General features: G+C 42.8%; 17 protein-coding genes. 9 read left to right on the forward strand and 8 right to left on the reverse strand.

From position 1 onward, the window contains the following. The first annotated feature begins 161 nt into the window (after nucleotides 1-161). A complete protein-coding gene (lpdA, locus tag S4054249_RS02430; RefSeq protein WP_023400801.1) occupies nucleotides 162-1,586 on the forward strand; it encodes a dihydrolipoyl dehydrogenase in 1,425 nt (474 codons plus the stop codon). A gap of 142 nt (nucleotides 1,587-1,728) precedes the next feature. On the opposite strand, the gene S4054249_RS02435 is transcribed toward lpdA, so the two are convergent. The 3 genes from S4054249_RS02435 to S4054249_RS02445 form a co-directional block, all read right to left on the reverse strand. Next, nucleotides 1,729-2,112 (reverse strand): hypothetical protein, encoded by a 384-nt coding sequence (locus tag S4054249_RS02435; RefSeq protein ID WP_046355877.1) that lies wholly within the window; start codon nucleotides 2,110-2,112, stop codon nucleotides 1,729-1,731. A gap of 116 nt (nucleotides 2,113-2,228) precedes the next feature. After that, complete coding sequence (locus S4054249_RS02440; RefSeq protein WP_046355878.1) at nucleotides 2,229-5,693, reverse strand: leucine-rich repeat domain-containing protein; 3,465 nt, start codon at nucleotides 5,691-5,693, stop codon at nucleotides 2,229-2,231. A 114-nt stretch (nucleotides 5,694-5,807) separates the two neighbouring features. Continuing rightward, nucleotides 5,808-6,914, reverse strand: a complete 1,107-nt coding sequence (locus S4054249_RS02445) for a tRNA nucleotidyltransferase (RefSeq protein ID WP_046355879.1) — start codon at nucleotides 6,912-6,914, stop codon at nucleotides 5,808-5,810. A 172-nt stretch (nucleotides 6,915-7,086) separates the two neighbouring features. On the opposite strand from S4054249_RS02445, the gene S4054249_RS02450 reads away from it, so the two are divergent. Further along, nucleotides 7,087-8,001, forward strand: coding sequence for an ExeA family protein (locus S4054249_RS02450; protein ID WP_046355880.1), 915 nt, complete (start codon nucleotides 7,087-7,089; stop codon nucleotides 7,999-8,001). Nucleotides 8,002-8,010: 9 nt separating this feature from the next. Then, nucleotides 8,011-9,111 (forward strand): general secretion pathway protein GspB, encoded by a 1,101-nt coding sequence (locus tag S4054249_RS02455; RefSeq protein WP_046355881.1) that lies wholly within the window; start codon nucleotides 8,011-8,013, stop codon nucleotides 9,109-9,111. Nucleotides 9,112-9,143: 32 nt separating this feature from the next. On the opposite strand, the gene S4054249_RS02460 is transcribed toward S4054249_RS02455, so the two are convergent. Continuing rightward, nucleotides 9,144-10,337 (reverse strand): HD-GYP domain-containing protein, encoded by a 1,194-nt coding sequence (locus tag S4054249_RS02460; protein ID WP_046355882.1) that lies wholly within the window; start codon nucleotides 10,335-10,337, stop codon nucleotides 9,144-9,146. Nucleotides 10,338-10,511: 174 nt separating this feature from the next. Between S4054249_RS02460 and S4054249_RS02465 the strand changes: the two genes are divergently transcribed. Further along, nucleotides 10,512-11,825, forward strand: a complete 1,314-nt coding sequence (locus tag S4054249_RS02465; RefSeq protein ID WP_046355905.1) for an amidohydrolase — start codon at nucleotides 10,512-10,514, stop codon at nucleotides 11,823-11,825. Nucleotides 11,826-11,841: 16 nt separating this feature from the next. On the opposite strand, the gene rluA is transcribed toward S4054249_RS02465, so the two are convergent. Beyond that, entirely contained in the window at nucleotides 11,842-12,495 is a 654-nt protein-coding gene (rluA, locus tag S4054249_RS02470; protein WP_046355883.1) for a bifunctional tRNA pseudouridine(32) synthase/23S rRNA pseudouridine(746) synthase RluA, read from the reverse strand. Between the two features lie 69 nt (nucleotides 12,496-12,564). Further along, nucleotides 12,565-13,410 (reverse strand): DeoR/GlpR family DNA-binding transcription regulator, encoded by an 846-nt coding sequence (locus S4054249_RS02475; protein ID WP_235611265.1) that lies wholly within the window; start codon nucleotides 13,408-13,410, stop codon nucleotides 12,565-12,567. A 58-nt stretch (nucleotides 13,411-13,468) separates the two neighbouring features. Here S4054249_RS02475 and S4054249_RS02480 point away from each other — a divergent pair, with 58 nt between their 5' ends. After that, the gene (locus tag S4054249_RS02480) at nucleotides 13,469-14,122 is read left to right on the forward strand and encodes an HAD-IA family hydrolase (RefSeq protein WP_046355884.1); all 654 of its coding nucleotides are present in this window, start codon (nucleotides 13,469-13,471) and stop codon (nucleotides 14,120-14,122) included. Beyond that, nucleotides 14,116-14,403 carry a hypothetical protein gene (locus S4054249_RS02485; RefSeq protein ID WP_046355885.1) on the forward strand — a complete coding sequence of 96 codons (288 nt, stop codon included), beginning with the start codon at nucleotides 14,116-14,118 and terminating at the stop codon, nucleotides 14,401-14,403. Before S4054249_RS02480 ends, S4054249_RS02485 begins: the two co-directional genes overlap by 7 nt. 27 nt (nucleotides 14,404-14,430) lie before the next feature. On the opposite strand, the gene S4054249_RS02490 is transcribed toward S4054249_RS02485, so the two are convergent. Together S4054249_RS02490 and rapA are read right to left on the reverse strand one after the other, a co-directional pair. Continuing rightward, the gene (locus tag S4054249_RS02490) at nucleotides 14,431-15,918 is read right to left on the reverse strand and encodes a hypothetical protein (RefSeq protein WP_046355886.1); all 1,488 of its coding nucleotides are present in this window, start codon (nucleotides 15,916-15,918) and stop codon (nucleotides 14,431-14,433) included. A gap of 169 nt (nucleotides 15,919-16,087) precedes the next feature. Further along, a complete protein-coding gene (rapA, locus tag S4054249_RS02495; protein ID WP_046355887.1) occupies nucleotides 16,088-18,985 on the reverse strand; it encodes an RNA polymerase-associated protein RapA in 2,898 nt (965 codons plus the stop codon). Between the two features lie 412 nt (nucleotides 18,986-19,397). On the opposite strand from rapA, the gene S4054249_RS02500 reads away from it, so the two are divergent. From S4054249_RS02500 to S4054249_RS02510, 3 genes are all read left to right on the forward strand, one after another. Continuing rightward, nucleotides 19,398-20,798, forward strand: a complete 1,401-nt coding sequence (locus tag S4054249_RS02500) for a PhoH family protein (protein ID WP_046355888.1) — start codon at nucleotides 19,398-19,400, stop codon at nucleotides 20,796-20,798. A gap of 159 nt (nucleotides 20,799-20,957) precedes the next feature. After that, a complete protein-coding gene (locus S4054249_RS02505; protein ID WP_167354827.1) occupies nucleotides 20,958-24,689 on the forward strand; it encodes an ATP-binding protein in 3,732 nt (1,243 codons plus the stop codon). Beyond that, nucleotides 24,690-25,592: a diguanylate cyclase domain-containing protein gene (locus S4054249_RS02510; protein ID WP_046355890.1), complete on the forward strand. Its 903-nt coding sequence runs from the start codon at nucleotides 24,690-24,692 to the stop codon at nucleotides 25,590-25,592. Nucleotides 25,593-25,630: the final 38 nt, after the last annotated feature.

Genomic DNA, 25,630 nt, shown 5'->3' on the forward strand with positions numbered 1-25,630 from the left:
GTCTGATAATTGGACGGGACATTAGTGAGTGCGAATGATACACTTTCGCGCACAAAAAACTCTCTCTGTTGGATTTGCCCTAATTTGGCGACCGGCAGGCAAATTGGGTGCGGATACTCAGTTGAGTAGAGTCCCGTTCGAATAATAGTTAAGGTAATAACATGAGCAACGAAATCAAAACTCAAGTTGTTGTACTAGGCGGTGGTCCTGGTGGTTACTCTGCAGCATTCCGTGCAGCAGACCTAGGTTTAGATGTTACATTGATTGAATCTCGCGATACCCTAGGTGGTGTTTGCTTGAACGTAGGTTGTATTCCTTCAAAAGCACTTCTTCACGTCGCTAAGGTTATCGACGATGCAGCTGAAATGGCTTCTCACGGTGTTACTTTCGGTGCTCCACAAATCGATTTAGACAAAATCCGTACTTGGAAAGAGTCTGTAATCGGTCAACTTACTGGCGGCCTAGCTGGTATGTCTAAAATGCGTAAAGTTAACGTAGTTAACGGTTACGGTAAATTCACAGGTTCTAACACCATCGCTGTTGAAGGCGCTGACGGCACTAAGACTGTGACGTTTGACAATGCAATCATCGCAGCAGGTTCACAACCAGTCAGCCTTCCGTTCATCCCACAAGATGAGCGTATCATTGATTCAACAGGTGCACTTGAGCTTAAAGACGTCCCTGGCAAACTACTTGTACTAGGTGGTGGTATCATCGGTCTTGAGATGGGTACTGTTTACCGTGCGCTAGGTTCTGATATCGACGTTGTTGAATTTGCTGATCAGCTAGTACCTGCTGCTGACAAAGACATCATCAAGGTTTACCAGAAGTACGTTAAGAACAAGTTCAACGTAATGCTTTCTACGAAAGTAGTTGCTGTTGAAGCGAAAGAAGACGGTATCTACGTTTCATTCGAAGGTAAGCAAGCACCTGAAGGCCAAGTACGTTACGACAAAGTATTGGTTGCTGTTGGTCGTACACCAAACGGTAAGCTACTTGACGCTGACAAAGCTGGCGTTGCTGTTGACGAGCGTGGCTTCATCAACACTGACAAGCAAATGAAAACAAACGTTGATCACATCTTTGCGATTGGTGACATCGTTGGTCAGCCTATGCTTGCGCACAAAGCGGTACACGAAGCACACGTTGCTGCAGAGGTTATCTCTGGTAAGAAGCACTACTTCGATCCTAAGTGTATCCCTTCAATCGCTTACACAGATCCAGAAATTGCATGGGTTGGTGTAACTGAGAAAGAAGCGAAAGAGCAAGGTCTTAAGATTGAAACTGCGGTATTCCCGTGGGCAGCATCTGGCCGTGCAATTGCTTCAGCACGTACTGAAGGTCAAACTAAGCTTATCTTTGATAAAGAGTCAGGCCGTGTTATCGGTGGTGCAATGGTTGGTATCAACGCAGGTGAAATGCTTGGTGAAATCGGCCTAGCGGTAGAGATGGGTGCAGACGCAGAAGACGTTGCACTAACTATCCACGCTCACCCAACACTGAACGAGTCAATCGGTCTTGCTGCTGAAATTTTCGAAGGTTCAATCACTGACCTGCCAAATAAAAAAGCGGTTAAGAAGAAGTAATTCACACTTCTTTTTGAATTGAAAAAACCCGGCAATTGTCGGGTTTTTTTGTTTATTAGAGCAGCTTTATCATTGTGTAAAATTAACGCCAAGATATTGATAAATACGTTCAGCTGCTTACAATCGATCTACTTAGTATTGGTCAGACGGTTACTGTGAGATTCGATTGCAGCGGATAGCCTTGATACTCTTTTAGCACCGCTAGAAAGCTTTCTAGCTTCCCTCTGCTTTGCTCAAAGGCGATTTCGTTTTCAATTTGTGCTAAAAAATTACTACTTCCAGAACCTTGCAGTTCACCATTAACCAATTTAAAGGTGTCATGAGGGAGTCTGAACAGCAGTCTATCGTCACCTGTTGTCTGAATTAATGCATTGAGCTCATTGATGCCGATATTGTTCATATCAATGGCTTTTACACTGCTTGGCGGTTGTGTGGTGTTTTGCGGCAGTGAGTTGCCGTGTTGTGCTTTTGTCTTAACTGTATGTCTCGTTGGTGTGTAGGGGGCATATACACTATCAATTTTCATCTCGTATCCTTACTCCAGTTAGTTTAGCGCTTAAGTTAAGCAAGATACGTACACAGTGCACTGTAAAATCATCAGCCCAACGAAGGCTGGGCTGCCATTGCGGTTATTTATGCTGACTATGCGTTATTTAAGTCTTTGATTAATTGTTTTAATGCCTGAGTTAGCCCTGTCCATGCTTGCTCAGGGTAATCCCATTGATTGATGGGCTTTAAGCGATTGCGTTCGTCTTGCGGAAAGAACTGATATTGCGACATAGCGACAGCTTCTTTGTTTTCTAAGTTGGTATGAATTTTTTCTGGCCACACATGCCAGTCGGCGAAGTCACAGTCTTTCAATAATACTGGAAAGATCTTAGTGCTACCGTCTTGTAAGTTTTTAAGTGCTTTGGGCACTTCGACATCATGCACATAGCCTGATGCAATAAAGGCTTGGCTGATAAGCATAATCACCACATCGGCTTCCTCAAGGGCCGTGACAATCTCTGTGTGCCATACGTCCCCAGGTTGAATTAAGCCATCTTGCCAAATCTCAATCTGTTTATTGCGCACTAAGTTGGTGAGGTATAACTCAAGCTCTTGACGCTGTGCGATGTCATCGTGGCAATAAGATATAAATACTTTGAGCACTTTATTCAGTCCTTTTAGTGTAAATGGTTGAAAGGGTTCTACATCTAAGTTTTTTGTTGCATTTTTTTGCGTATCGATGGCCGAGATTTGCGTAGAATTGGAGTGCTCAGCGAGCTCAGTTACTGGCACAAAGTAACGGTTATCCAAAGATAGTTGTAAGTCTTTAGGTGGCGTTTCAAAAACGGTTTTAATGTGTTCGAATTGTTGTTGTGTCACTTCATCGAGTTCAAGTGTGCGCTTTTTGCTATTACCTTGCTTAAGTTGCTTAAACAAACTATCAAAGCGCTTGAGATCTGTTTGAATATCCAAATCCCAATACATAGCCATAATCACAAAATACAGATAGCGAATATGCTGCGAGCGTACCTTGTTGTGGCCACTGATATAGACCTTGATTTCAATATGTGGATGGTACTCTACTTTTATCAGCACCTTGCTGGCGTGATCTGTGTTTTTTGTCCCATCGTCATTTTTGTTGACACCTAAGGTAAACAGTAACTGGTTGCGCCAAAACAATTTGCTTTCGGGTAAGGGGCCAAAGTAACAAATGAGTTGGTTGATGAGCCCCATGGGGATAAATTGCGCAAACTTTAAAGTAAAGGCACTAGCATACTCCATACCAAAGGTAAACAGTGCATAGTGGTCACCCTCTTCTTTGGCCAGTGGGAGATAGTTAGGGATGATGATTTCATCGGTGTGTGTATGGTCAAAGATGACTTTTTCTTTTTTGAGCAGTTCGACAACGTCTTTATCGATTTTATGTTGTTTTATTAGTTTATCGAATTGTTTTTTACGTATCCTTCCCTGAGAGTTTTCAAATGTTTTAAGGCTTAAAATGTGATTATGGATAAACTGAGTCAGGGCTTGCGGATTAAGCCACACCTTGTTTGCATTGATACTGGGGTAGTACAAAACTAGCCCTTGATCGTGCCATTTTTTCAGCTCTGTTTGCAGGTGCAGTTTGTCATTATCAGAGCCGGCTTGATAATGCTTAACCAAATTGCCCAACAAGGAATACGTATGGGCATTGCTTGTGCGTTTTTGCTGTCGGTCCAACACATATGCGATAAAGTCTTGATACCATTTATCTCCTTTTACCGTGCGGCGGCTTTGCTCGATAAATGTGTCTAATGTGGTGTGTAAGTAGTTTAGGCTGGCCTGATTGACAGATGTGTCCCCCTTGCCATTTAGGGAGATATAAAACTGGTGCTGGGTCAGAGATTGTGGTTCAGAGGTGACTAACTGTTTTGGGTCTTGGTCAGCATGGGTTTGCACTAACAATAAAGGCGTCTCTACCTTGCGATCAGGTGCTGTCATACCGCGCCACTGAGCAAGCCAATACTCCAGTGAGAAATGCTGAGTCTCATAGCCACGGCTATCTTTTACTTGATGATTGCCATTGCAGTCTTGCTTCCACAGTAAGCAAGTGAGGGCTTTTTGCTGCATAAATACCCGATACACGCCATGGTAATAATCTTGGCCACCAAAGTCATAAAAAATGGCATCAGGCAGTGAGTTTTGTGTCGCTTGCTGTGACGCTGCGCGATTATCTACACAGGTATAGTGCTGAATGGAGAGAATATGGGTCGATTGGGTCTTTTCAGTGAGGCTTTGCTTCTGCAAATAATTCGCCAAGCTCGATTTACCAGCACTGTGGTTGCCTAAAAATAATACCTTGCAAGGCAGCTTTATTTGACTGTGGCTTTCTGTGGTTTGCAGCAGTAAGTTTTTAATGGCATCTAGGTGGTTGTCCCATGGCTCTAGGGTTAAATCATGCTCTTTTAAAAAATGGTTCTTACCGACTCTGAGGCTTTCTAGCTTTTTAATTTTCCCAATTGGCGTGATATCTTTTATGAGATTACTCTCTAGGTATAGGCGTTCTAGGTCGGTAAGCTTTGCAAGCGGTGTGATATCACAAATATTATTGTCATCTAAGTCAAGATATTTTAGGTTTTGTAGTTGCTCTATGCCTGTCAAATCAGAGATGAGGTTATCGGACAACTTTAATTTTTGAATACGGTTAAGTTCATAAATAGGGGATATATTCTCAATGGTACAGCTTGTTAGGTCTAACGTGCGCACATTTGTCAAGTTCTCCAATGAACTTAGGTTTTCAATAGGGTTGTGTGAGATGTCAAGGTGTATCAGGGTTGTTAATTCACGCAACATATCAAGGCTATCAATAGCACAATCATCTAATTCGAGTATTTCTATTGACGGTAAATTCCAACTTTGCTGTGTTTGCTCGAATTGGCAGTCTTCCTGTATGAGACATCGTAATCGTGGCAAATAGGGAAAATTGGACTTAAGCTTCGGGCAATCAGACAATTTTAGGTATTGTAAATTATGACTGCCTGATAACTCACTAAGGTCTAATTCATCGAGATGTGAAAGTTCAAGCCACTCTAAATGGTGTCGATGTTGCAGGTGTGTCAATTGAATGTCTACATTGCCGCACAAATCTAAATATCTTAGCTCAGTAAGCTGGCATAACATGGCTGAATTAAAAAAGGAGTTGCGAACAAGTGACAGCACTGCCAGATTAGGCAATTGCACCGATTCGTATTGGCTTAATAACTTTGAGTCTCCCAGTACTAAAACACGCAGTGACGTGAGCTCTGAGATTAAACTGAGGTTCACAGCCTCGAAGCAGTGCTCCGCAATCAGAACTTCTAGCTGAGATAAATGTTGTATTTGCTCTGGCAGTTCATCAAATGAGGATTCTCCGTCAGACATATCATGGTGCTTTAAATCGTCAAACAATGCGCGTGAGATAAATGTTCCCTGGTTGTGCTTTAACTCATGAGCGAACTCAACCCCTAAACACAACTCTTTTAACCAGACCAGTTCAAATAATTCCTCAGGCAACGCTGTTAAGCCAAGACCATTTAAATTTAGCCTACCTGTTTTTTCTTGTTTTTCTTGCTCAATACGCCTAAGTGCCTCTGCTGACATCACTTTTCCTTAATACGACAGATGGTGGCTATTTTTACGCAAAAAACAGCCATTAGGCAACTAATTGAAAAATGGAGAGTTGAGTTAGCCTAAATAAGGCTATCTCAGCGATGGTTAATGATTGAGAAGGGCCTTAATACGTTTTAATTTCAGCTTATCCATTTCTATTTTAATTTCCGGCCCTTTGGCGCCCAATTCGATGACCTCTTGTGCTTTAACATTACTGGCTGCTTTATATGCTTTGTTGAGTTCAACGGTCTTGGCGGCGCAGTTGTCATCTATGACACGTGCCGTGCTAATAAATACGCTTAGTCGCTCTGGGCGACGCCATGCATCGAGTTGATTTAGAATGGTCATGACGGTGTCCGCTTGCCATTCACTGGATTGCAGTAATGGCAAGCTCGCTTGTAAGTCACGTAAGCTATCGGCATAGGCTTTTGGGATCTTATGATCTTGCTCGAGAAGATACTCGCTCAGATCCGCTTGATACTGCCAAAGACTAAACGCAGATCGCAAATAGGTGTCGTTGTTTGGATCTAAGCGTTTGAGCTGATCCGCTAATGTCTTTGCGGTGCTTTGATCCCACTTGGTTTGCCAAGGTGTAACAAATGGCAGCGCATCTAGATCTGCAAGGACATTGGCAAAAATATGGATAGCCCCATCTTTAAGTGACTTCTCTATTTCCATCCATACACGCTCTTTGGTGAGGGTTTTAAGCTCGCCAGCTTGAACCATCGCAGCCATCAACTGCATAGTTTCATCGGCAATGGTAAACCCGAGATAGTGATAGCGTGCGGCGAATCGTGCAACACGTAAGATCCTCAGAGGATCTTCGCTGAAGGCATCACTGACATGGCGCAAGATCTTATTGTCCAGATCTCTTTTCCCCTGATAGGGATCGATCAAGTTTCCATGATCATCCTGCGCTATGGCATTGACGGTCAAATCACGGCGGATCAGATCATCTTCTAGGGTAATGGTTGGTGCAAAATCACAAATAAAGCCGGTATAGCCTTGCCCTTGTTTGCGCTCAGTGCGGGCTAAGGCATGCTCATCTTTACTCTCAGGGTGTAAGAACACAGGAAAGTCTTTGCCAACTTGTTGATAGCCTAGTTTTAGCATATCCCTGATTGTTGCGCCCACGACGACATAGTCTCGCTCTAAAATAGGTCTGCCGAGTAGCTCATCTCGCACGGCACCACCGACCAAATACACCTTCATAGTTATCCCAATACATCATTATTTCATGTTTTACTATGACACTATCACCTTGAGTTTAAAATGTTTGTTCCCAAATTTGTGAAAAATTCAGTGTTGATTAAGCAAACAATGTTTTAACTTAAAGTGATTTTTTGCCATTATAGGCAGCATTCTAACAATAAAGAGACAGATCGTGTATTTACGCTATTTTGGTTTAACGGAAAAACCGTTTTCAATTGCGCCAAATCCAGAGTTTCTATTTTTAAGTGATCGCCACAAAGAAGCGTTGGCACATTTAACATATGGACTTGGTGATGCGGGCGGCTTTGTATTATTGACAGGGGAAGTGGGTACAGGTAAAACCACGGTGACGCGCAGTATGTTAGCGCAGTTACCTGAGTCAACTCAGGTCGCATTTGTGTTAAACCCAGCGTTGTCAGAAATGGAATTGTTAGCCAGTATTTGTGATGAACTAGATATTGAGTATGATGCGAAAGATGCAACGCTCAAGTCATTGACCGATGTGATCAAAAAACGTTTGTTAGACAATCATGAGCAAGGTGGGCACACCATGCTGATTATTGATGAAGCGCAGCACTTGGCTGCAGAAGTCTTAGAGCAGCTTCGTTTATTAACCAATTTAGAGACGGATCATAAAAAGCTATTGCAGATTGTGTTGGTTGGTCAGCCTGAACTTCAGCAGTTATTGCAACGCAATGAGCTGCGCCAGTTAGCGCAACGGATCACGGCGAGGTACCACTTACTTCCGCTGACAGAGTCTCAAGTATTTTCTTATATCAAGCATCGCCTCAATAAAGCTGGCTGCCAAAATCACCTCTTTAGCAATGAGTCGATTGCTTATATTCACCAAGTGACCGCAGGGATCCCAAGACTGATTAATCTATTAGCAGATAGGTGCTTATTGGGGGCTTATTCTGCTCAGCAGCAAGAAGTAACCAAACACATAGCGCAACAAGCTGCAAAAGAAGCGTTGCCACTTAATTTGATCCCTGAACAACAAACCAAAAAGCTCAATGTGCCGATGTTAGTGTCGGGGTGGGTGGCCGCAATGTTTGCCTGCGGTTTTGGTCTTTCCTATATTTTTTAATGGTGTGTCATGTCTTATCTTGTTAATGCATTAAAACAATCACAACAACAATCTAAATCTGAGCAAGAGTATGTACAAGCACGTCAATCTGCACAGGTCGCATTTTATAAACGGCTGAGCTTGGGCTTAGGCGGTGGACTTATCAGTGTTTGTGCACTGAGCGCAGGGTATTTTCTTGGTCAATCAGTACAATCAGCCGATAATGAACAGGCGCAAGTGGCTGTTGAGGCTGCGCCTGAGGTTGAGACAAATACAGGTGTTACAGAGACACAAGTTGTCACAAGTACGTCTGACAGTATTCAGGTAGAGCCTGAAACTACACAATCTATAGCCACACACAGTGTACCTGCAAACAGTAATATTGTTGCCAATGCGCCTGTTATGACAAATCAATTACAGCAGCCAGTGTTAATGCAGCAGCCTATGGTGCAAAATCAAATCCATTATCAGTGGATGTCAGTACAAGTGGGCTTTGATGCCAGTGGCCGTGCTGTGTATTCTCAGCAGCTGGTCCCCGTAAATAGTCAGGGCCAAATTGTGAATGTGCCAATACAAAACCAGATGCCACAAACTCAGCAGTTTGCGGCAACAGGGCAATTTGCTCAGCCGAATATGACCTATCCACAGCAGTCATTCACTGCGCCAAACTCTGGACAAGTTTATAATTCGGCTATGCCTCAGCAATACACAGGTACGCAGCAAGCAAACCAATTTAATCAGCCACAAAGCCGTCAAGATAATGAGCTTGCGGGTGTATCAGATGAATTAAAAAAAGCGTTTGCAGCGGCTGTCGAAGAGACTCGTCCTACCTTTACCATAGATTCCGATGAAGAAGGTGATGTGGTTTCTAGTAGTAAAGAGACTGCACAAGCAACACCTGTTGAGCTCTTGCCGCCTAAATTGCAAAACAGTATTCCATCTTTGCGATATCAAGCCCATATTTATGCCACAGAGCCTGATAAGCGCTGGATAAAAGTGAATAATCGCGAGTTGTATGAGGGAGATAACTTGGGGGCTTTGACGATTGTAGAAATCACGCCAGAGCAAGCTTTATTTGATTTTGATGGTATTGAGTTTACCTTGAATGCTATGCAGGATTGGATCCCATAACAGGCATTATTAGAACTTAGCGCTTTCGGGCGCTAAGGGAGCATAGAGTGGCGGAAAAATTTAATTAAATCTAAACCAAACTCTTCAGGTTTGACAGCAGCCTCTAATTCATCGTCGATGCGTTTATCACTCAAATCGACATCTCTCACTTCGACATGAAACATGTTTTTTGCGTTATAAAATACTTTTACTACAGGCTGCAGAGGAGAAGTTGGATTGCTGGCTGCAACGATACCCACTCGATGACTTTTAAGCTTAACTAAGGTGCCGACCGGATACATGCCAATACAGTGTATAAACTGGTTAAGTAGATCGCCATCAAATTGATCAGGGCAACCAGCTTTGAGCTTTTTAAATGCTTTTATGGGCGTCATACCTACCTTGTAGACTCTATCTGCGGTTAGGGCATCATAGACATCGACAATCGAAATCATACGCACATATTGTGACAATTCATCCCCTTGTTTAGCGTAAGGGTAGCCTGTACCATCAAGGCGTTCATGATGAAAGCCCGCGATTTCTGCAGCGATTTCACCCAAGCCGCTGTCTTTAACAATATCGTGACTGTATTTAGCGTGTTCACGCATGATAGCGAATTCATTTTCACTGAGCTTGTCTGGTTTTTGCAGTATTTCGTCAGGGATCTTAATTTTTCCAATATCATGTAAAAGTGCACCGGTCGCAAGTTCTTCTATGAGTGCACGTTCAAAACCAAGGTGTTTGGCAAATATGCTCATCAAAATAGAGACGTTTAGAGAATGCTCTAAAAGATAGCCATCTTTTTCTCGGATCCGCGCGATACAGGCAAGCGCATCTTGATTTCTAAAGACAGAATCAATAAACCCAGAGGCGGTTTCTTTGAATTCTGCGATATTTACTTTTCGACCCTCTTTGATATCAGAGAAAGCCTTTTCTTGTAGTTGCTTGGCTTGCTCATACATTTTGACGGCTTGGCCAAGTTCGGCTTCAACGGGTACGGCTTTATGCCAAGGATCAGGTTTGGCGGTTGTGGTCACTTCGTCGGTTACTTCAGGTTCAGGCTGGGATTGATCTAAAGTTTTGTCAGGATCGATTTCGACTTCTAATACACCTGAATGGATCAGGTTATTGATCCCTTTTTCATCTCTCACCCAACCCTGATTTTTGACGCGTATATGTCCGGCTTGCTTGATCACACCAACAACAAACATACCAGGTTGCAACTCTTTGATATTTATTGTTTTCACAGTATAAAAACCCCTTGTGTAGAGTTTAAGCTTAGCAAAGGCACATCAAAATGAAAGCGTAAAAGTACACAGATTATGATCATTTTTGGTCAAAATGAGCGGCATAAATAGTTGCATTTATCACCAATTGCTTACAAGCTGGAACGACTTTTTCAATTGAATAATAATAACGTTATGAAAACATTGCTCACATCAATGGCGTTTTTGTGCTGCGCACATCAAGCGGTTGCCAGTAATTTAGAATCCACAATTAGTCAGTCGCTTCCTAAATTAGAAGCCTTGTATTTACACCTACATCAAAACCCTGAGCTTTCAATGCAAGAAAAGCAAACCGGCGCACGGTTAGCTGACGAGCTCACAGCATTGGGCTTTGAAGTCACCGAACGAGTGGGTGGCTACGGAGTCGTTGGTTTAATGAAAAATGGGGATGGGCCTACGGTAATGATCCGAGCAGATACGGATGGATTGCCGATTATTGAGCAAACTGGAAAGCCTTATGCCTCAAAAATCCGAGTTAAAGATGCTAACAATAATCTGGTGGGGGTGATGCATGGCTGTGGGCATGATATTCATATGACCAGCTTCATTGGCGCGGCTGAGCAACTAGTCAAACGCAAACAACAGTGGCAAGGCACATTAATGATGGTGGCGCAGCCAGCAGAAGAGGTAGGTGCTGGGGCTAAAGCAATGTTAAAAGAAGGTTTGTTTAGCAAATTTGCTAAGCCTGATCATGTGCTTGGCTTGCATGTTAGTGCATCATTACCTGCGGGAAAAGTTGCGATCTCCCCAGGTTATGCCTTAGCCAATGTTGATTCCGTAGATATAACGGTTAAGGGTCAAGGTGGTCATGGTGCCTATCCCCATACAACAATTGATCCCATCGTGTTAGCGTCACGCATTGTTCTCGGGATCCAGACCATTACCAGTCGAGAGGTCTCACCGCTTAAACCTTCGGTGATCACGGTGGGATCTATTCATGGTGGATCCAAGCACAATATTATTTCTAACGAAGTGAAGTTACAGTTGACGTTACGATCTTACGACAGAGAAGTGAGAGATCAGCAGATAGCAGCATTAAAACGCCTTACCAAAGGCGTGGCTTTAAGCGCAGGGTTGCCACCAGAACAAGCACCGGTTGTGCATGTGCACGAGTCGGAGAGCATTCCATCAACTTATAATGCACCTGCTCTTGCTAATGCGGTAACAGCGAGTATTAAAAATGAGTTGGGTGCTGAGAATGTGGTGAAAGCAGAACCTGTGATGGCGGGTGAAGATTTTGGTCTTTACGGGCGTACAGATGATAATATTCCAATCACCATTTTTTGGTTAGGGGGCGTAGAGCCACAAGCATATGCTGATGCGCAAAAACAGGGCACTAGTTTGCCTTCATTGCATTCAAGTAAGTTTGCGCCAGATTATCCATTGGCTTTAAAAACTGGGGTACGTGCCATGACGGCCAGTGCATTAGATCTGTTTAATCAAAAATAGGGAAATGTGCCAGAGCCTAAAAAGGATCTGGCGCATTAAATTGCATCATCTCGCCACTGACTGGGTGGCAGATCTCCAACATTTGTGCATGTAGCTGCAAACGCTCTGCGGCTTTGAGGGCATGACCTGTCGCATATAGCCTATCACCTAGAATAACATGACCCAGTGATTGCATATGCACCCGCAGTTGGTGCGAGCGACCAGTAATGGGCGTAAGTGAAACACGTGTTGCATGTGGCTCGTATTCAAGTACTTCATAGTGGGTCAGTGATGGCTTGCCAGCCTCATGACAGACTTTTTGCTTGGGGCGATTAGGCCAATCACAGATGAGTGGCAGGTCAACTGAACCTTCTGTGCGCTCTAGTTTGCCATGTACCCGTGCGACATAACGCTTCTTGGTTAGTCTGTCTTGAAATTGAATACTTAAAAACCGATGTGCTTCTTTGTGCATTGCTAAACACAATATGCCTGATGTCGCCATATCTAAACGGTGCACGATTTTTGCGGTTGGAAAAACACGGTTGATGCGGTTAATGACGCTGTCCGCATGTTTTGGATCTTTGCCAGGTACTGTCAACAAGCCACTTGGTTTGTTGATCACCAACATATGCTCATCCTGATATAAGAGGCCAAGGTAGGGATCGGTTGGTGGGTTGTAATTTAAGAGCACTGCAAAATTCCAAATTTGATCGAAAACGTGCGTATTCTAACTGGCTACGATCAAAAGGCCAAGTAAACCCTAGCTGCTTGGTACAATGGTTAATTCAATTCCAAGTGATTGGATACTTGTTTGTACATCTTGGCGTATCCCCTCATCTGTTATCACGTGATTTATCTTATGTGCAGGCACAATCTGGTAGGTTTTGGTTTTATCAAGTTTATCATGGGGGCCCATTAAAACGGTGCGATCGGCTTGTTCAATGGTTGCACGTAATACTTCAGCTTCTTCAAGGTAGTTGACGCAAAAACCGTGTTTGGCGTGAAATGCACAGATCCCCATAAAAACAATATCAAAGCGGATCTGTTTGAGCATTTCAATTGCACTGTGGCCCACGGTACGCATAGCTGGTTTAAACATTTTACCGCCAATTTGGATCACGTTTACCTGAGGTTGTTGCATGAGATCCTGAACAATGAGTGGGCAGCCTGTGACAACGGTTAAAGGTAAATTAGCGGGTAAATTTTGTGCGAGGTAGCGGCACGTTTCGCCAGAATCTATGACGATGGTTTGTCCCGCTTCTAGCATATTAAGTGCGGGTTCCAAAAAGCGCTTTTTTGAGGGATCTGGCGTGTTTAATCGGTCAAAATAATCAGGTGTCTCTTCTTGCATCACCAAAGCACCGCCATGAACACGGTTTAACAGTTTTAATTCACCTAGCTTGTTGAGATCTCGCCTGATCGTGTCTTCACTAACAGCCAGTGATTTAGCCAACTCCACAGATGTGATCCTGCCATGCAGATTAAGTTGTTCTAAGATCAATTGATGTCGTTCCGCCAATAGCATTTTGCATGTTCCTGCGTTTTTTTGCCGAATTTTACTTGATCTTATCGGGATCGCAAGCGTATTATTTGCATGATATTGCATTTTTTTGCGCTTTTAAGTTTCTATTTGCATTTTATTGCCTGTTTTTAAGGAGGGAAATATGGAGTCTTACTGTAATTTGTCTAAGTATAAAGGTGCTATTTTTGATATGGATGGCACACTTGTCGATTCTGATACCGCCATTGCCAAAGCCATTGCACCTTGGTGTAAAATGCATCAACTCGATATTGAGCAAGTATTAATAGATGGCCGGGGAGTCCGCTTCGAAGATTATGTAAAGCAATACTTGCCACATTTAGATCTTCATCAGGAAGTTAAGCACTTGGAAGGTGCTGAGGCTGCTTTTGCGAAGTATGTTGAAGAGATTACAGGGGCACAGGCCTTCCTGACTCATTTACAGCAGTTGAACTTACCGTGGGCGTTAGCGACTTCAGCGGATCGTGATAATGCATTGAAGAGGATGCAAACATGCCACCTACCTATACCCACGCATTTAATCGGGGCGGAAGACGTCCAACAAGGTAAACCAGATCCAGAGCCTTTCACCGCGGCTGCAAATAAGCTGGGCTTGCCCTGTCGAGAATGTGTGGTGTTTGAAGACTCAGATGCTGGCGTACAAGGAGCATTATCTGCCGGGTGTGACGTGGTGGTAGTCGGACGGTTCTGTCAGCTATCACATCCCAATATTGTTGCCAGAATAAATGACTATACAAACTGGAATGCGAGGCTTTTGCTAGGGAGGCAAGCATGTTGAGAGTCACTTGGACACACTTTTTGATGAGTGATGAGCGTTATTGGGATATGGCAGGTGTATTATTTGGTGGTATTGGCGCATTTGCGTTACTTGGTCAACTACTGAGTGAGTTGAATCGTGATGGTGAGAGTACTTTATCGATGAGCTTTTTATTTGGCTATGTCGTCGTATTTCTGTTTTGGTTACTGTACGGTTTGAGGTTTAAACGTCCTGCAATTATTTGGACTAATGCCATTTGCTTAGGATTGCAATCGATAATCGCTTTAGTGGTTTTAAGTTAAAAAAGGGGCAAGTAACGCCCCACTTAGTTATTGAGCAACTGGGTATGGCCCTGCCTCATGAGTAAATTTGAATATCGCTTGTTTACCTATTGAACAATTTTCACCCGGTTGATATTGACAGACTGAAAGTCCATCTCTCTCAAATTGCGTTATCTCAAAAATGCTTTCCTGTTGGTTAATGAATGTGTGTAATTTACCTTCTATAAAGGAAAAGGTGCCTGTACCTTCCGGTGAGGTCACTTGATTAACTAGATCACCGTTCTCGTCTGGTAAACGACTAAATAGATATGGGTGGCTTTGACCTTGGTACTCTAAGTTCATAGTCGTGACTGAAAAGATATTTCTAGAAAAATCTTTTATGCCAAATGCTTCGTCATACTCAACTTTTAGTATCCATTTACCTTGAAATTTTAACGGGCCTTGTGGATAAAACTCTGAATTATAATGGTAAGCAATGTAGAGTGTATTGCCTTTTTTAGCGAGCAGCTCATAAAAGAATTCACAACTAACATAACAGCTATTGTCGGGACAATTAAGTACAGTTCCTTGCTCTGGATGATCTAGCTTTTCTCTAACAAGTTGATTTAGGTGGTTGAGCTTCCATTTTGAGGCTGTGTTGGCAACGCTCGCAACTGCAATTTGGTCTGAGTAGTAGTCATGAAAGCGACCATTAGACTTGCGCCATTGGCCAACAATTTGTTCGTAAGTGAGTGCAATATCCTGCTTTTCAATCATGTAGCCAGTGATCCACTTTGCTTGCTTGGATTTTTTATTTACCTGTTTTGCAACAAAGCGCAGTCCAATATCATCAATATTCTCTAATACGCGAATAACCAATTTCACGTTTTGTTCGTTGTGATGGTAGTGAAGAACAAGTTTTTTTCCTTTCAGTTTCCATGTTAAGTCACTTTGTGTGTCATCCCAATGATTGACTGTACCTTTACCGTTTTCATGAAAAGTCACTGAAACTGAGCTATTACCTCTAAACCAAGGTGTGTCTGCATGTGTGACTTCATCAATATTAGCGATTTCCCAAGTTGTATCGACCAGCTGTGTCTGCCACTTTTTCAGTTGTCGTTGTTTTACTAAAACTCCTTGGCTTGGGAGTGTATAGGTCTGTACAACCATTTGTGCTTCTTTATGCCAAACTTGCATATGCTGTGTGTATTCATTGGGTTCTTGCGTGTTGGGATTAAAGCTCAGCCCTATTAATTGGTGAATATGAGTCTCATTCTCTGACATCGGTATTTGATATCGAGTTTGCGGCTGAGAGAAGTCTGCCATTATCTGTTGCTGGGACTGCCATTGCCACTGGGCAGAAACTTTAAAATCATCAGCCACAATGACTTGGTTATTAGGCTTGAAGTTCAATTTGTAGACTTGGTCAACGTCAGTACCAATTAAAAAATAGTTGCCTTGTGGGGAAGGTATGTTCGAAGCGTATAACTTTGTGCAGATTATCGTTAACAAAAAGATATTCAGCGCCAAGAGGAGATTTACTTTTTTTATTTTCATTATCGTTTCCTTGATTGATTAAATCTTAACCACGCTATCAAGGAGGAGATATATTTACAAGAACTAAGAATATAATATGAAATTAATAATTAAAAATCAGAAAAAGTAGTGATAGAATAGTAAGTATGCAATAAAAATGTCTTTTTATTGCATACTTAAAAAAGAGTAATTACTGGTTAGCAACCACAATTAAACGGATCGCATCCAGTTTTACCTGTGCTTTAGAGATGTGCTCACTGAGCTGTGCTTTTTGCTTATCAAACACTTTAATCTCTTCCTCACGGATGTTTGGATTAATCGCTTTAAGTGCATTTAGACGAGTTTGCTCTTCGTCTAAGCGGGTTTGCATATCTGCTTGAGCCTGACTTTGCAACGTATCTAATTGCTGATTTGCAATATCTGTCGCCTTGGCAATAAGCGGGTGGATCCCTGATTGTAATGCGTTGGCTAGCTTGCTGGCTGTTTGACGGCCGACAGCAGACAGTTGCTGATTAAATGCGTCAAAGGCGACGTTTTCAGCCAGATTATTGCCTGCTTTATCCATTAATACACGAATCGGTGTCGGTGGTAAGAAGCGGCCCACTTGCAGCGCTTTAGGTGCAGAGGTTTCTGCCACATAAATCAGCTCAACAAAGAACGTACCGACAGGCAGTTTGTTGTTTTTCAGTAACGCCACAGATGCACAGCCAAAATCATCATCACAGATCATGTCCATGACGCCTTCTACCATCGGGTGATCCCAACTGACAAATTGCGCATCTTCTTGAGATAATGAGGTGGAGCGATCAAATGTCACTGTAATTCCATCGTCCTTTAAGCTCGGGAATGATGGATTTAGCATGTGCTCTGTAGGCTTCAGAATAATGGTGTTTTCGCCTTTGTCTTCTTGGTTCACACCAAAAATATCAAACACATTAATCATATAAGTTGGCAAGATAACGTCATCATCAAGCGTTTCAATTTCACTGACTATTTGCTCTGCACGGCCTTGGCCGCTCGAGTGTAGTTCAAGTAGTCTGTCTCGACCTTGCTCCATTTTTGCTCGCAGCACTGTGTTTTGCTTAGCCACTTGCTCAAGTAAAGGATCAAGCTCTTCTTCATCACAGTTATGTGCAGCGATAAATTCAAGTAAATCTTCAGAGAACTCTTTGTATAGTAGCTGACCGGTCGTGCTGGTGGTTTCAAATGCATCCAATGCCTCGTTATACCAACGCAGTAATACTTCCTGTGCGGTATTCGCAAAGTAAGGCACATGAATATTCACGTCATGCTGCTGACCAATACGATCAAGTCGACCGATACGTTGCTCTAACAAGTCTGGATTCAGTGGTAGATCGAACAGCACCAGATGGTGTGAAAATTGGAAGTTACGACCTTCAGAGCCTATTTCAGAACATAACAGCACCTGTGCACTGTCATATTCGTCAGCGAAGTAAGCGGCTGCACGGTCTCGTTCGATAATTGACATGCCTTCATGGAAGACCGCTGAACGAATACCTTCACGCTCGCGTAAGGTTTGCTCAAGACTTATTGCTGTTTGTGCTTCGGCACAGATCAAAAGTACTTTTTCGTGCTTTAGTTCTTTCAGCTTCTCAATTAACCAATTAACGCGCGGATCAAACTGGGTCCAGCTGGCGCTTTCGCCTTCAAACTCTTGGAAGATTTTTTCAGGGAATAAGGCGCGTAATGCGCTTTTTTCAGCAGTTTGTATGCCGCCCATACTTCCAAGTACCGACATCGCCGTTTTGTATTGCTTTGGCATGTCAACTGGATGTGCATGCACTTTACGACCAGGGTAACCATCAATACCACTGCGGCTATTACGGAACAAGATACGGCCTGTACCATGACGGTCAAGTAACATGCCTAATAGCTCTTGTTTTGCCTCTTGCTCTTTTGCAGCAACACGTTTAAGAAGTTCTGAGATATCAGTTTCTTTTAGAAGCTCAGTAATGGTCGCTGTGGCTTTGTCATCTAACTGCGCATCTTGCAGCAGTTGATTCGCCGCATCGGCAATTTCTTTATAATTACTTTCTTCTGCAACAAACGCATCATAGTCATAGAATCTATCAGGGTCTAATAACTGTAAACGGGCAAAATGACTACGATGGCCTAATTGATCAGGCGTCGCGGTCAATAAGATGAGGCCCGGGATATCTTGGCTAAGTTCAGCAATACGCTGATATTCAGTACTTGGCTTATCTTTTTCCACGGTAAGGTGGTGCGCTTCATCAACGACAAGCAGATCCCAATCTGCAAGCGTTGCTTGTTCAAACCAGCGACGTTTTTTGGTGATAAATTCAAGACTGACCAAAACCAACTGCTCGGTTTCAAACACATTGGGTGAATCTGCAAAAGCTTCATCACAGCGCTCTTCATCAAAGATGGAGAAACGTAAGTTGAAACGGCGCAACATCTCTACTAACCACTGATGTTGCAAGCTTTCTGGTACTGCAATTAGCACTCGGCTAGCACGTCCTGTCAGGATCTGCTGATGCAAGATCATACCGGCTTCGATGGTTTTACCCAAGCCCACTTCATCAGACAGTAAAACACGCGGTGCAAAACGTTGCCCAACTTCATCAGCGATATACAACTGGTGCGGAATTAAGCTGGCACGTTGACCGATCAAGCCTTTGAGATGAGATTGTTGACGGTTAAATTGATGCTGCCATGTTTGGTAACGTAGTGTATAGCGATCAAATCTATCCACTTGACCTGCAAATAGTCTGTCCTGTGGCTTATTAAACTTAATGAAATGATCTAAAAAGGTTTCTTTTAGGCTGACCGTTTCTTCTGTGTCTAGACGAACACCATGATAGCAAAGCAGATCCCCTTGCTCTTCGATGCTCTCTACACGCATTTCCCATTCTTCAACACTGCGGATCACATCCCCAGGATTAAATGCTACTCGAGTCACCGGTGCTTCTTGTACAGAATAAACGCGGTTTTCTCCACTGGCGGGAAACAGAATGGTTACTTGCCTACCTTCTAAGGCGACAATGGCCCCTAAACCCAAATCTGATTCGGTATCGCTTATCCAGCGCTGACCTAAGGAAAAATTCATGGTTTTCTCATCTTCGCAGAAAAAAGGCGGCTATGTTACCGAGAAGCAAAGCCTTGTTCAAGATTGTAAAAACACAATAAATGTGCCTTACCGCGAGGTGTTGCGCAGGTTTTACAAGATAACTGTTTCATAATTGCTGTTTGTTCACCGTTGATTGTTTTTTATTGTGCAATAGTGGCTATTAAGCATAGTCAAACATCGCTATTGTTGGAGATAAAATATACGAATTGAATGATTTTAAAAAGTGCCAATAGAGTGACTTTGGAAATAAATGGGGACATTTAAGCAAAAGGTTTTTTGTCATGAAAACGACTTTTGTGACAAATAGACTAAAATTAAGTGAGAGCGATGTATTGTGTGGCGAGCAATACACAGTTCAATCATAGAAATTGCAGACGAATAGGAATGCACTATGGGAAAAGATGACCTCGACCGGAAAATTTATGTATTAGATACTAACGTTTTACTTCACGAACCCCTCGCTTACCTTTCCTTCCAAGAACATGATGTTGTGATCCCCATGACTGTGTTAGAAGAACTTGACCACATCAAAGATAGAAAACGTGATGTGAGCCGAGATGCGCGTGTGGCGATTCGCAGTTTAGATGATGTACTGACCGATGCGACCCCAGAGCAAATGTTAGAAGGTGTTGATTTACCGAAAGTACAGCGAGATCCTAATAAACCAGCCAGCAGTGGTAAGCTTATTATTGTCAATGACCATTTATACCCCGACAGTATTTCTGGGTTGCCTGGCAATGAAAACGACCACAGTATTATCAACTGTGCGCTACAACTTCAAAAACAATACACAGAAAAAAAAGTAACTCTGGTAACCAAAGACATTAATATGCGCCTCAAAGCAAAGGGGGTGGGGTTGAAGTTTGTGGAAGACTATCGAACAGATCAGTTGATTGATGACATTAACTTATTAACCTCTGGTTACAACAAATTTGAGGGAGACTTTTGGACAAGTGTGGGTGAGTGCCAAACAGAGCAGCAAGGTAGATACAGTTTACACAAAGTACCTAAATCTCGGATGCCAGAAGTATTTTACAACGAATACTTACTAGATGACGGTGAGCACTTTGCGGCACGTGTGGTTGGCTATGATGAAGCGCATGTGACGTTAAAAGACATTAGTGTCGAACGATTACTGCATCAACAGGCATGGGGGGTGAAACCTAAAAATGTTTATCAAGGGATGGCATTGGATGCTCTATTAGATCCCAATATCGAGCTAGTGGTATTAACAGGTCCTGCTGGTTGCGGTAAAACGCTATTGGCATTAGCCAGTGCGCTAGAAATGATTATAGAAAAGGGGATATATGATAAGGTGATTGTGACCAGAAATACCCCAGAAATCGCGGAAAGCATCGGCTTTTTACCGGGCACCGAGGAAGAGAAAATGGCGCCTTGGTTAGCGGCAATTACCGATACGCTTGAGGTATTGCACAAACATGATGAAAGTCCGATTTCAAGTCGCAATTATATAATGGAAAAGGCCAATATCCAGTTCAAGTCAGTTAACTTTATGCGTGGTCGTAGCATTCAAAATGCAGTGGTGATTTTAGACGAAAGTCAAAACTTAACGGCTTCACAGCTTAAGACCATTATTACGCGATGTGGTGAAGGGACCAAGCTTATCTGTACTGGAAACTTGGCACAAATAGACAGTAATTACTTAACACCTGTGACCTCGGGACTTACTTATATTGTGGAGCGTTTTAAAGACTTCGAAGGCAGTGCAACAATTAACCTCAATGGTGTGGTAAGAAGTCGTTTAGCATCATTTGCTGAAGAAAATTTGTAATACATAGCTGATCAAGGCCAACCAGTGTATCGGGTATACACTGGTTTTTTCATATACAAATAGAGGGTTGCGATGTGAATCACTTGCTTATCTGAACTCCGCTCGCTAACCTTTGAAAAAAAGATGGAAAGAACCAAAACAGGCCATTGAATGGACATTATGTCAGAGTTTCAGCCACTCAAAACTTATCGAAAATCTATCTGTGTTGCGTTATTAATTCCTTTGATCCTTGCCGTAGTACTGTGCTTTCATTTATTTAATATTAAGCTAGAACGACAATACGCTGTCTATCAGGTGCAGTTTACAGCCGTTTTGGCACAAGTAGATCAAGCAGCCAGCGCAGCCAGTACTGTGATTGGTAGTATTAAGCGGGGATTAGATATCCCGATTAAGTATCAATTACCTCGCGACGTACAACGACAAGTTCAGCAGCAGTTAGGCTATTATTATCACCGCTTACCCGATCAAGGTGGTGAATTAGTCGGACTCGGCACATATAAAGCATCTCCAAACGTGTTAGAGCATTGGTTGCATGTCATGGCTTTAGGGCCTAGTTTTGATACAGCATTGGCATTGATCACCGAGTTGGAAGCGGTGGCTTATTTTAATGAACATGGGTTTGCATTCGTCAAACGTCGCGATGAGACACAAAGCCACCTTTTAACCGCCATCGTTGAGGGGCGGTTCAGCCCAAGAAAAGGGGGGTTAGCGAATCCGGACAGTAAACAAGCCAGATTATTTGGCAATACCTACTTTAGCATTGCTCAGCCGGTCAATAGTGGGGGAAAGTCTCATATTATATTGATTTATAATGCAGATAAGGTCATTGCTTTATTAGATAAGCTCACTTTTGACGCAGGGACGCTCGCGCTTGTTGATATCAATGAGCAGGTCCTCGTGCAAAGCAGTCAACCAGTGGTTTTAACTAAGCCGAATGCTCCTGAACGTGCGCGTCCTTGGCGCGATGGCGTTGAACTGGTTGGTGAAATTCAGAATGCACCGTACCGACTGAGATTTCAGCAATCAGAAGATGCGTTTATTGCCACAGTACTGCATGAAGTATTGGTTGAGCTTGGCTTTTTAGCGCTCTTTATTGTATTTACTTTTTTCTCATTTTTATGGTTAAACGGGCAAATATTTATTCGTCCGCTCAAACACTTCGTACATTATCTGACAAAGCAAGATTTAGCTGAGTCTAATACGCTAAATTATCCAGTACCAAATGATTGGCAACCTTGGTTTAAAGAGATAAAACAAGTGGTAGTGCAAAGGCAGACGCTGTTTGAGCAAATGGAAACTCATAATGCGCGTTTAGACGAACAAGTTCAGCGGCAAAGAAAAGCACTGTCACGTAGTTTTGAAGCGAAAGAACGTCAAGCCGCGCTGCTTAACACGGTACTAAACTCGGTGCCAGATCTCATCTATTTCAAAAATATTGATGGTTCATTCATTGGTTGTAATCATGCGTTTGAGCGGTTTATTGATGTACCGCAAAGTGAGCTAGTTGCTAAAGAACATCAAGAAATTAGCCAAAAATATTTGGAGCTACTAGAGCTTGAACAAGCTATGGAGCGACATAGTATTCCATTAACTGAAATCTTAGATTTTGATGGTAAAGCTTATTTGGTGAGCGTATCCCCATTATTTGATGATCAGGGAAGCCGGATCGGGAGTTTAGGGATAGCACGTGATATCAGTGAACAACAGCAAGCCATGATAGCGCTGCGTGCCTCAGAGCAGAATTTTAAAGCGGCAATTAAACATGCGCCAAATGGGATCCTATTGGTATCTACAGAGTGTATTATTTTAGAATTTAATCGTGCTGTACGAAAGCTATTGAATGGTGTGGAAGCCGGCCAGCATTTAAGTGCGCTTTTTGCCCAAGATGAGCTTGATACGCTCAATACTGTATTAAACCAGCTTCTTGAGGAGCGTAAAGGCGTCAAAGTATTAAGTCTATCGCAAAGTGAGTCTTCGCTCTGGTTGCAGCTAAGTGTGTCACTGGTATGGGACAAGAAAAAGTTGCCAAAGTATTTTGTTATCCATGTGCAAAATGTGACGGCGCTTACAAAAGCCAAAATAGAGGCGGAGAGAGCAAATCGCGCAAAAAGCCGCTTTATTGCCAATATTAGCCACGAGATCCGCACACCATTAAACGCCATATTGGGTTTAGTTGGCATTTTAAAGCCAGCTTTGACTCGTACGCAAGATAGCGAAAAGTTGACGCACATAGAGACCGCAGCGAAGCAATTATTGACGATGTTGAGTGACATATTGAGCTTTGCTCGTCTGGAGAGTGGGCGGGCAAAGATACGTAATAAGCCATTTACGATATTGAACTTAATTAATAGCTTAAGTGCACTTATTCAGCCTTTGAGTGATGCGAAAAAGTTGAATTTAACTCTGCAAGTAGCACCAGATGTATGGCCTGAGTTCATTGGTGATGAAGCACGAATTAAACAAATCTTGGTGAACTTATTAGGTAATGCTGTCAAGTTTACACATCGTGGAGAAGTAGGATTACGTTTGGCTTCTAAATGGAGCAAAGATGGGGAGCAGTGGCTCTCTTTCTGCGTCTTTGATACGGGTCCTGGGATTAAAGAAGATGACCAAGCACGACTATTTGATGCGTTTACGCAAGGCAATGAGTCAAGCTCACGAGAATATGAAGGGATCGGCTTAGGTCTTGCGATAGTCAAACAGCAAGTCACTTTACTGGGAGGGAAAATAGAGATCCACAGTGAAGAGGGCGGGGGCAGTACTTTTGAATTTGAGTTGATGCTACGAACACAAAATAGGCCTCAAGTCGCGGTTAAAAACAAAATCTGTTTGGTGTCTACAGCCTCTTTGCCAGATTATCTGAGCGATTATCACATTACGCACTTTGCCAATTTTGGTGAAGCATTAGAGCAGTTAGACAATTTTACTTATGTTGCTTGTGATGACACAGAAGAGCTGAGTTATTTATGCCACCACTATAGCGATACAGAACATTCAAACTGCTCAGGGCTGGTGGTACCGAGTGATTTATCAAACGGGCTTGCACAGGCGACATCGCTCAATATTTTAAAAATCCCACAGCATACTTTTTATCAGTCGTTATGTTTATCTCCACTTGAGCAGCGAGTGACTGAAGTTCAGAGCAATGAACGTTTAGCAAATGCGCTTTGTTTAGTCGTGGATGACAATGCATTGAACTTGGATATTTCAAAAACGGTGTTGGAGCAACATGGTGCAGTGGTTGTCGCCCTTCCAAGCGCGCAAGATATTTTACAGATATGTCAGAAACTAAAGCCGGATATGGTGTTAATGGATATTTATATGCCGCATATTGATGGCTATCAAGCAACTAAATTGCTCCGTTCAGAGTTAAATAAAGAGGTTTTACCTATCGTCGCTTTAACAGCAAATGCCCATGAACATGAAAAGGAAAAAGCATTTGCTCATGGTGTAAACGCATTTCTTGTAAAGCCGATTTCTCCTGAGAATTTGTGCAGTGCATTGCAACCTTATGTGACTCAGCAGCTGAGTGTTTTTGATAAAGCCTTTGCCTTGGCACAACTGATGAACAATCCAACCTTAGTAAAAACAATGTTGGAGAAGTTTGCTAAACTATGTGATGAATATGTGAGCGATCTGAGTGGCGTACAAAGTAATCTTCAGTTGGCTGAAATTGCACACAGTATCAAAGGGGCATCGGGTGGAATAGGGCTCGCGCGATTGGCGGATTATGCCAAGATAGTTGAAGCAAATTCCCGCATTAAAAAGGTGGCTAGTACATCTGCTGAACGTACAGCTGATACCTCATTGAACAACGCTTTAAGAGATGGGTTGATTTCACTCATAGAGCAAGCTAAGCAGTTTATTTTATTGGAAACAAAAGGAAGTTAAATGCAAAAGTCGGCCAATATTTTAGTCTTAGATGGTGATCCTTTAAATCGGGTGGTTCTAGAAAACACCTTATCTGATGAGCACTTGGTAATTAGCTGTGCTAACAGCGATAAGGCTTTTGAGCGGCTGCTACAAACACATATTGATTTGATCATTGTTGATATCCTCATGCCTGATGATGAAGGGCTTGATTTTTTACTGCAACTTAAGGCTGATCCGAGCTGTTACCAAATTCCCGTGATTGTTATCTCTGCAAGCAACAGCTACCAAGATGAAGCAAGAGGGCTACTGCTCGGCGCGGTAGATTACATTGTGAAACCATTTAGCCCAAATATCGTTAAAGCGCGTGTGAAAATACATTTAGCGATCAAGCAAAAAAATGACTTATTGGAGCGCTTGGCAAATATTGATGGCCTGACCGAAGTACCGAACCGCAGAGCGCTGGACGAGACACTGGCTCAACTATGGTACCAAAGTCGTGACCAGCAAGTCCCATTGTCAGTTTTGCTCGTAGATATCGACTATTTTAAGGAGTACAACGATAGCTGTGGGTTTAGTGCTGGAGATGAATGTTTGGTTAAAGTTGCAAAAGTGCTGGAGAGCATGACGCAAAAAGTAGACGGATTTGTGGCAAGATACGATGGTGTGCGATTTGTTGCATTGATAAATAAGCGCAATGCAGATCAAGCTATGTCATTGGCATCGGCGATGCATCAGGCTGTTGATGCATTGTCTATTCCACATCCGAGCTCACCGATCTGCGCACATGTCACCATCAGTATAGGGGTTGTGCATGTACAAGAGGATTTTTCTGGCGATCAAAATGACAGCTTGGAGTTAGCCGACGAAGCTCTATTGCAAGCGCATCATCAGCAAGAGCGTGTCGTTTTAGTGAATCGCTGAATAAAAAAAGCCGCGGTATGCGGCTTTAGCAGGGAAGT

Origin of the sequence: Pseudoalteromonas luteoviolacea (assembly GCF_001750165.1) — a bacterium.
In the GTDB taxonomy this organism is placed as follows: Bacteria; Pseudomonadota; Gammaproteobacteria; order Enterobacterales; family Alteromonadaceae; genus Pseudoalteromonas; species Pseudoalteromonas luteoviolacea_G.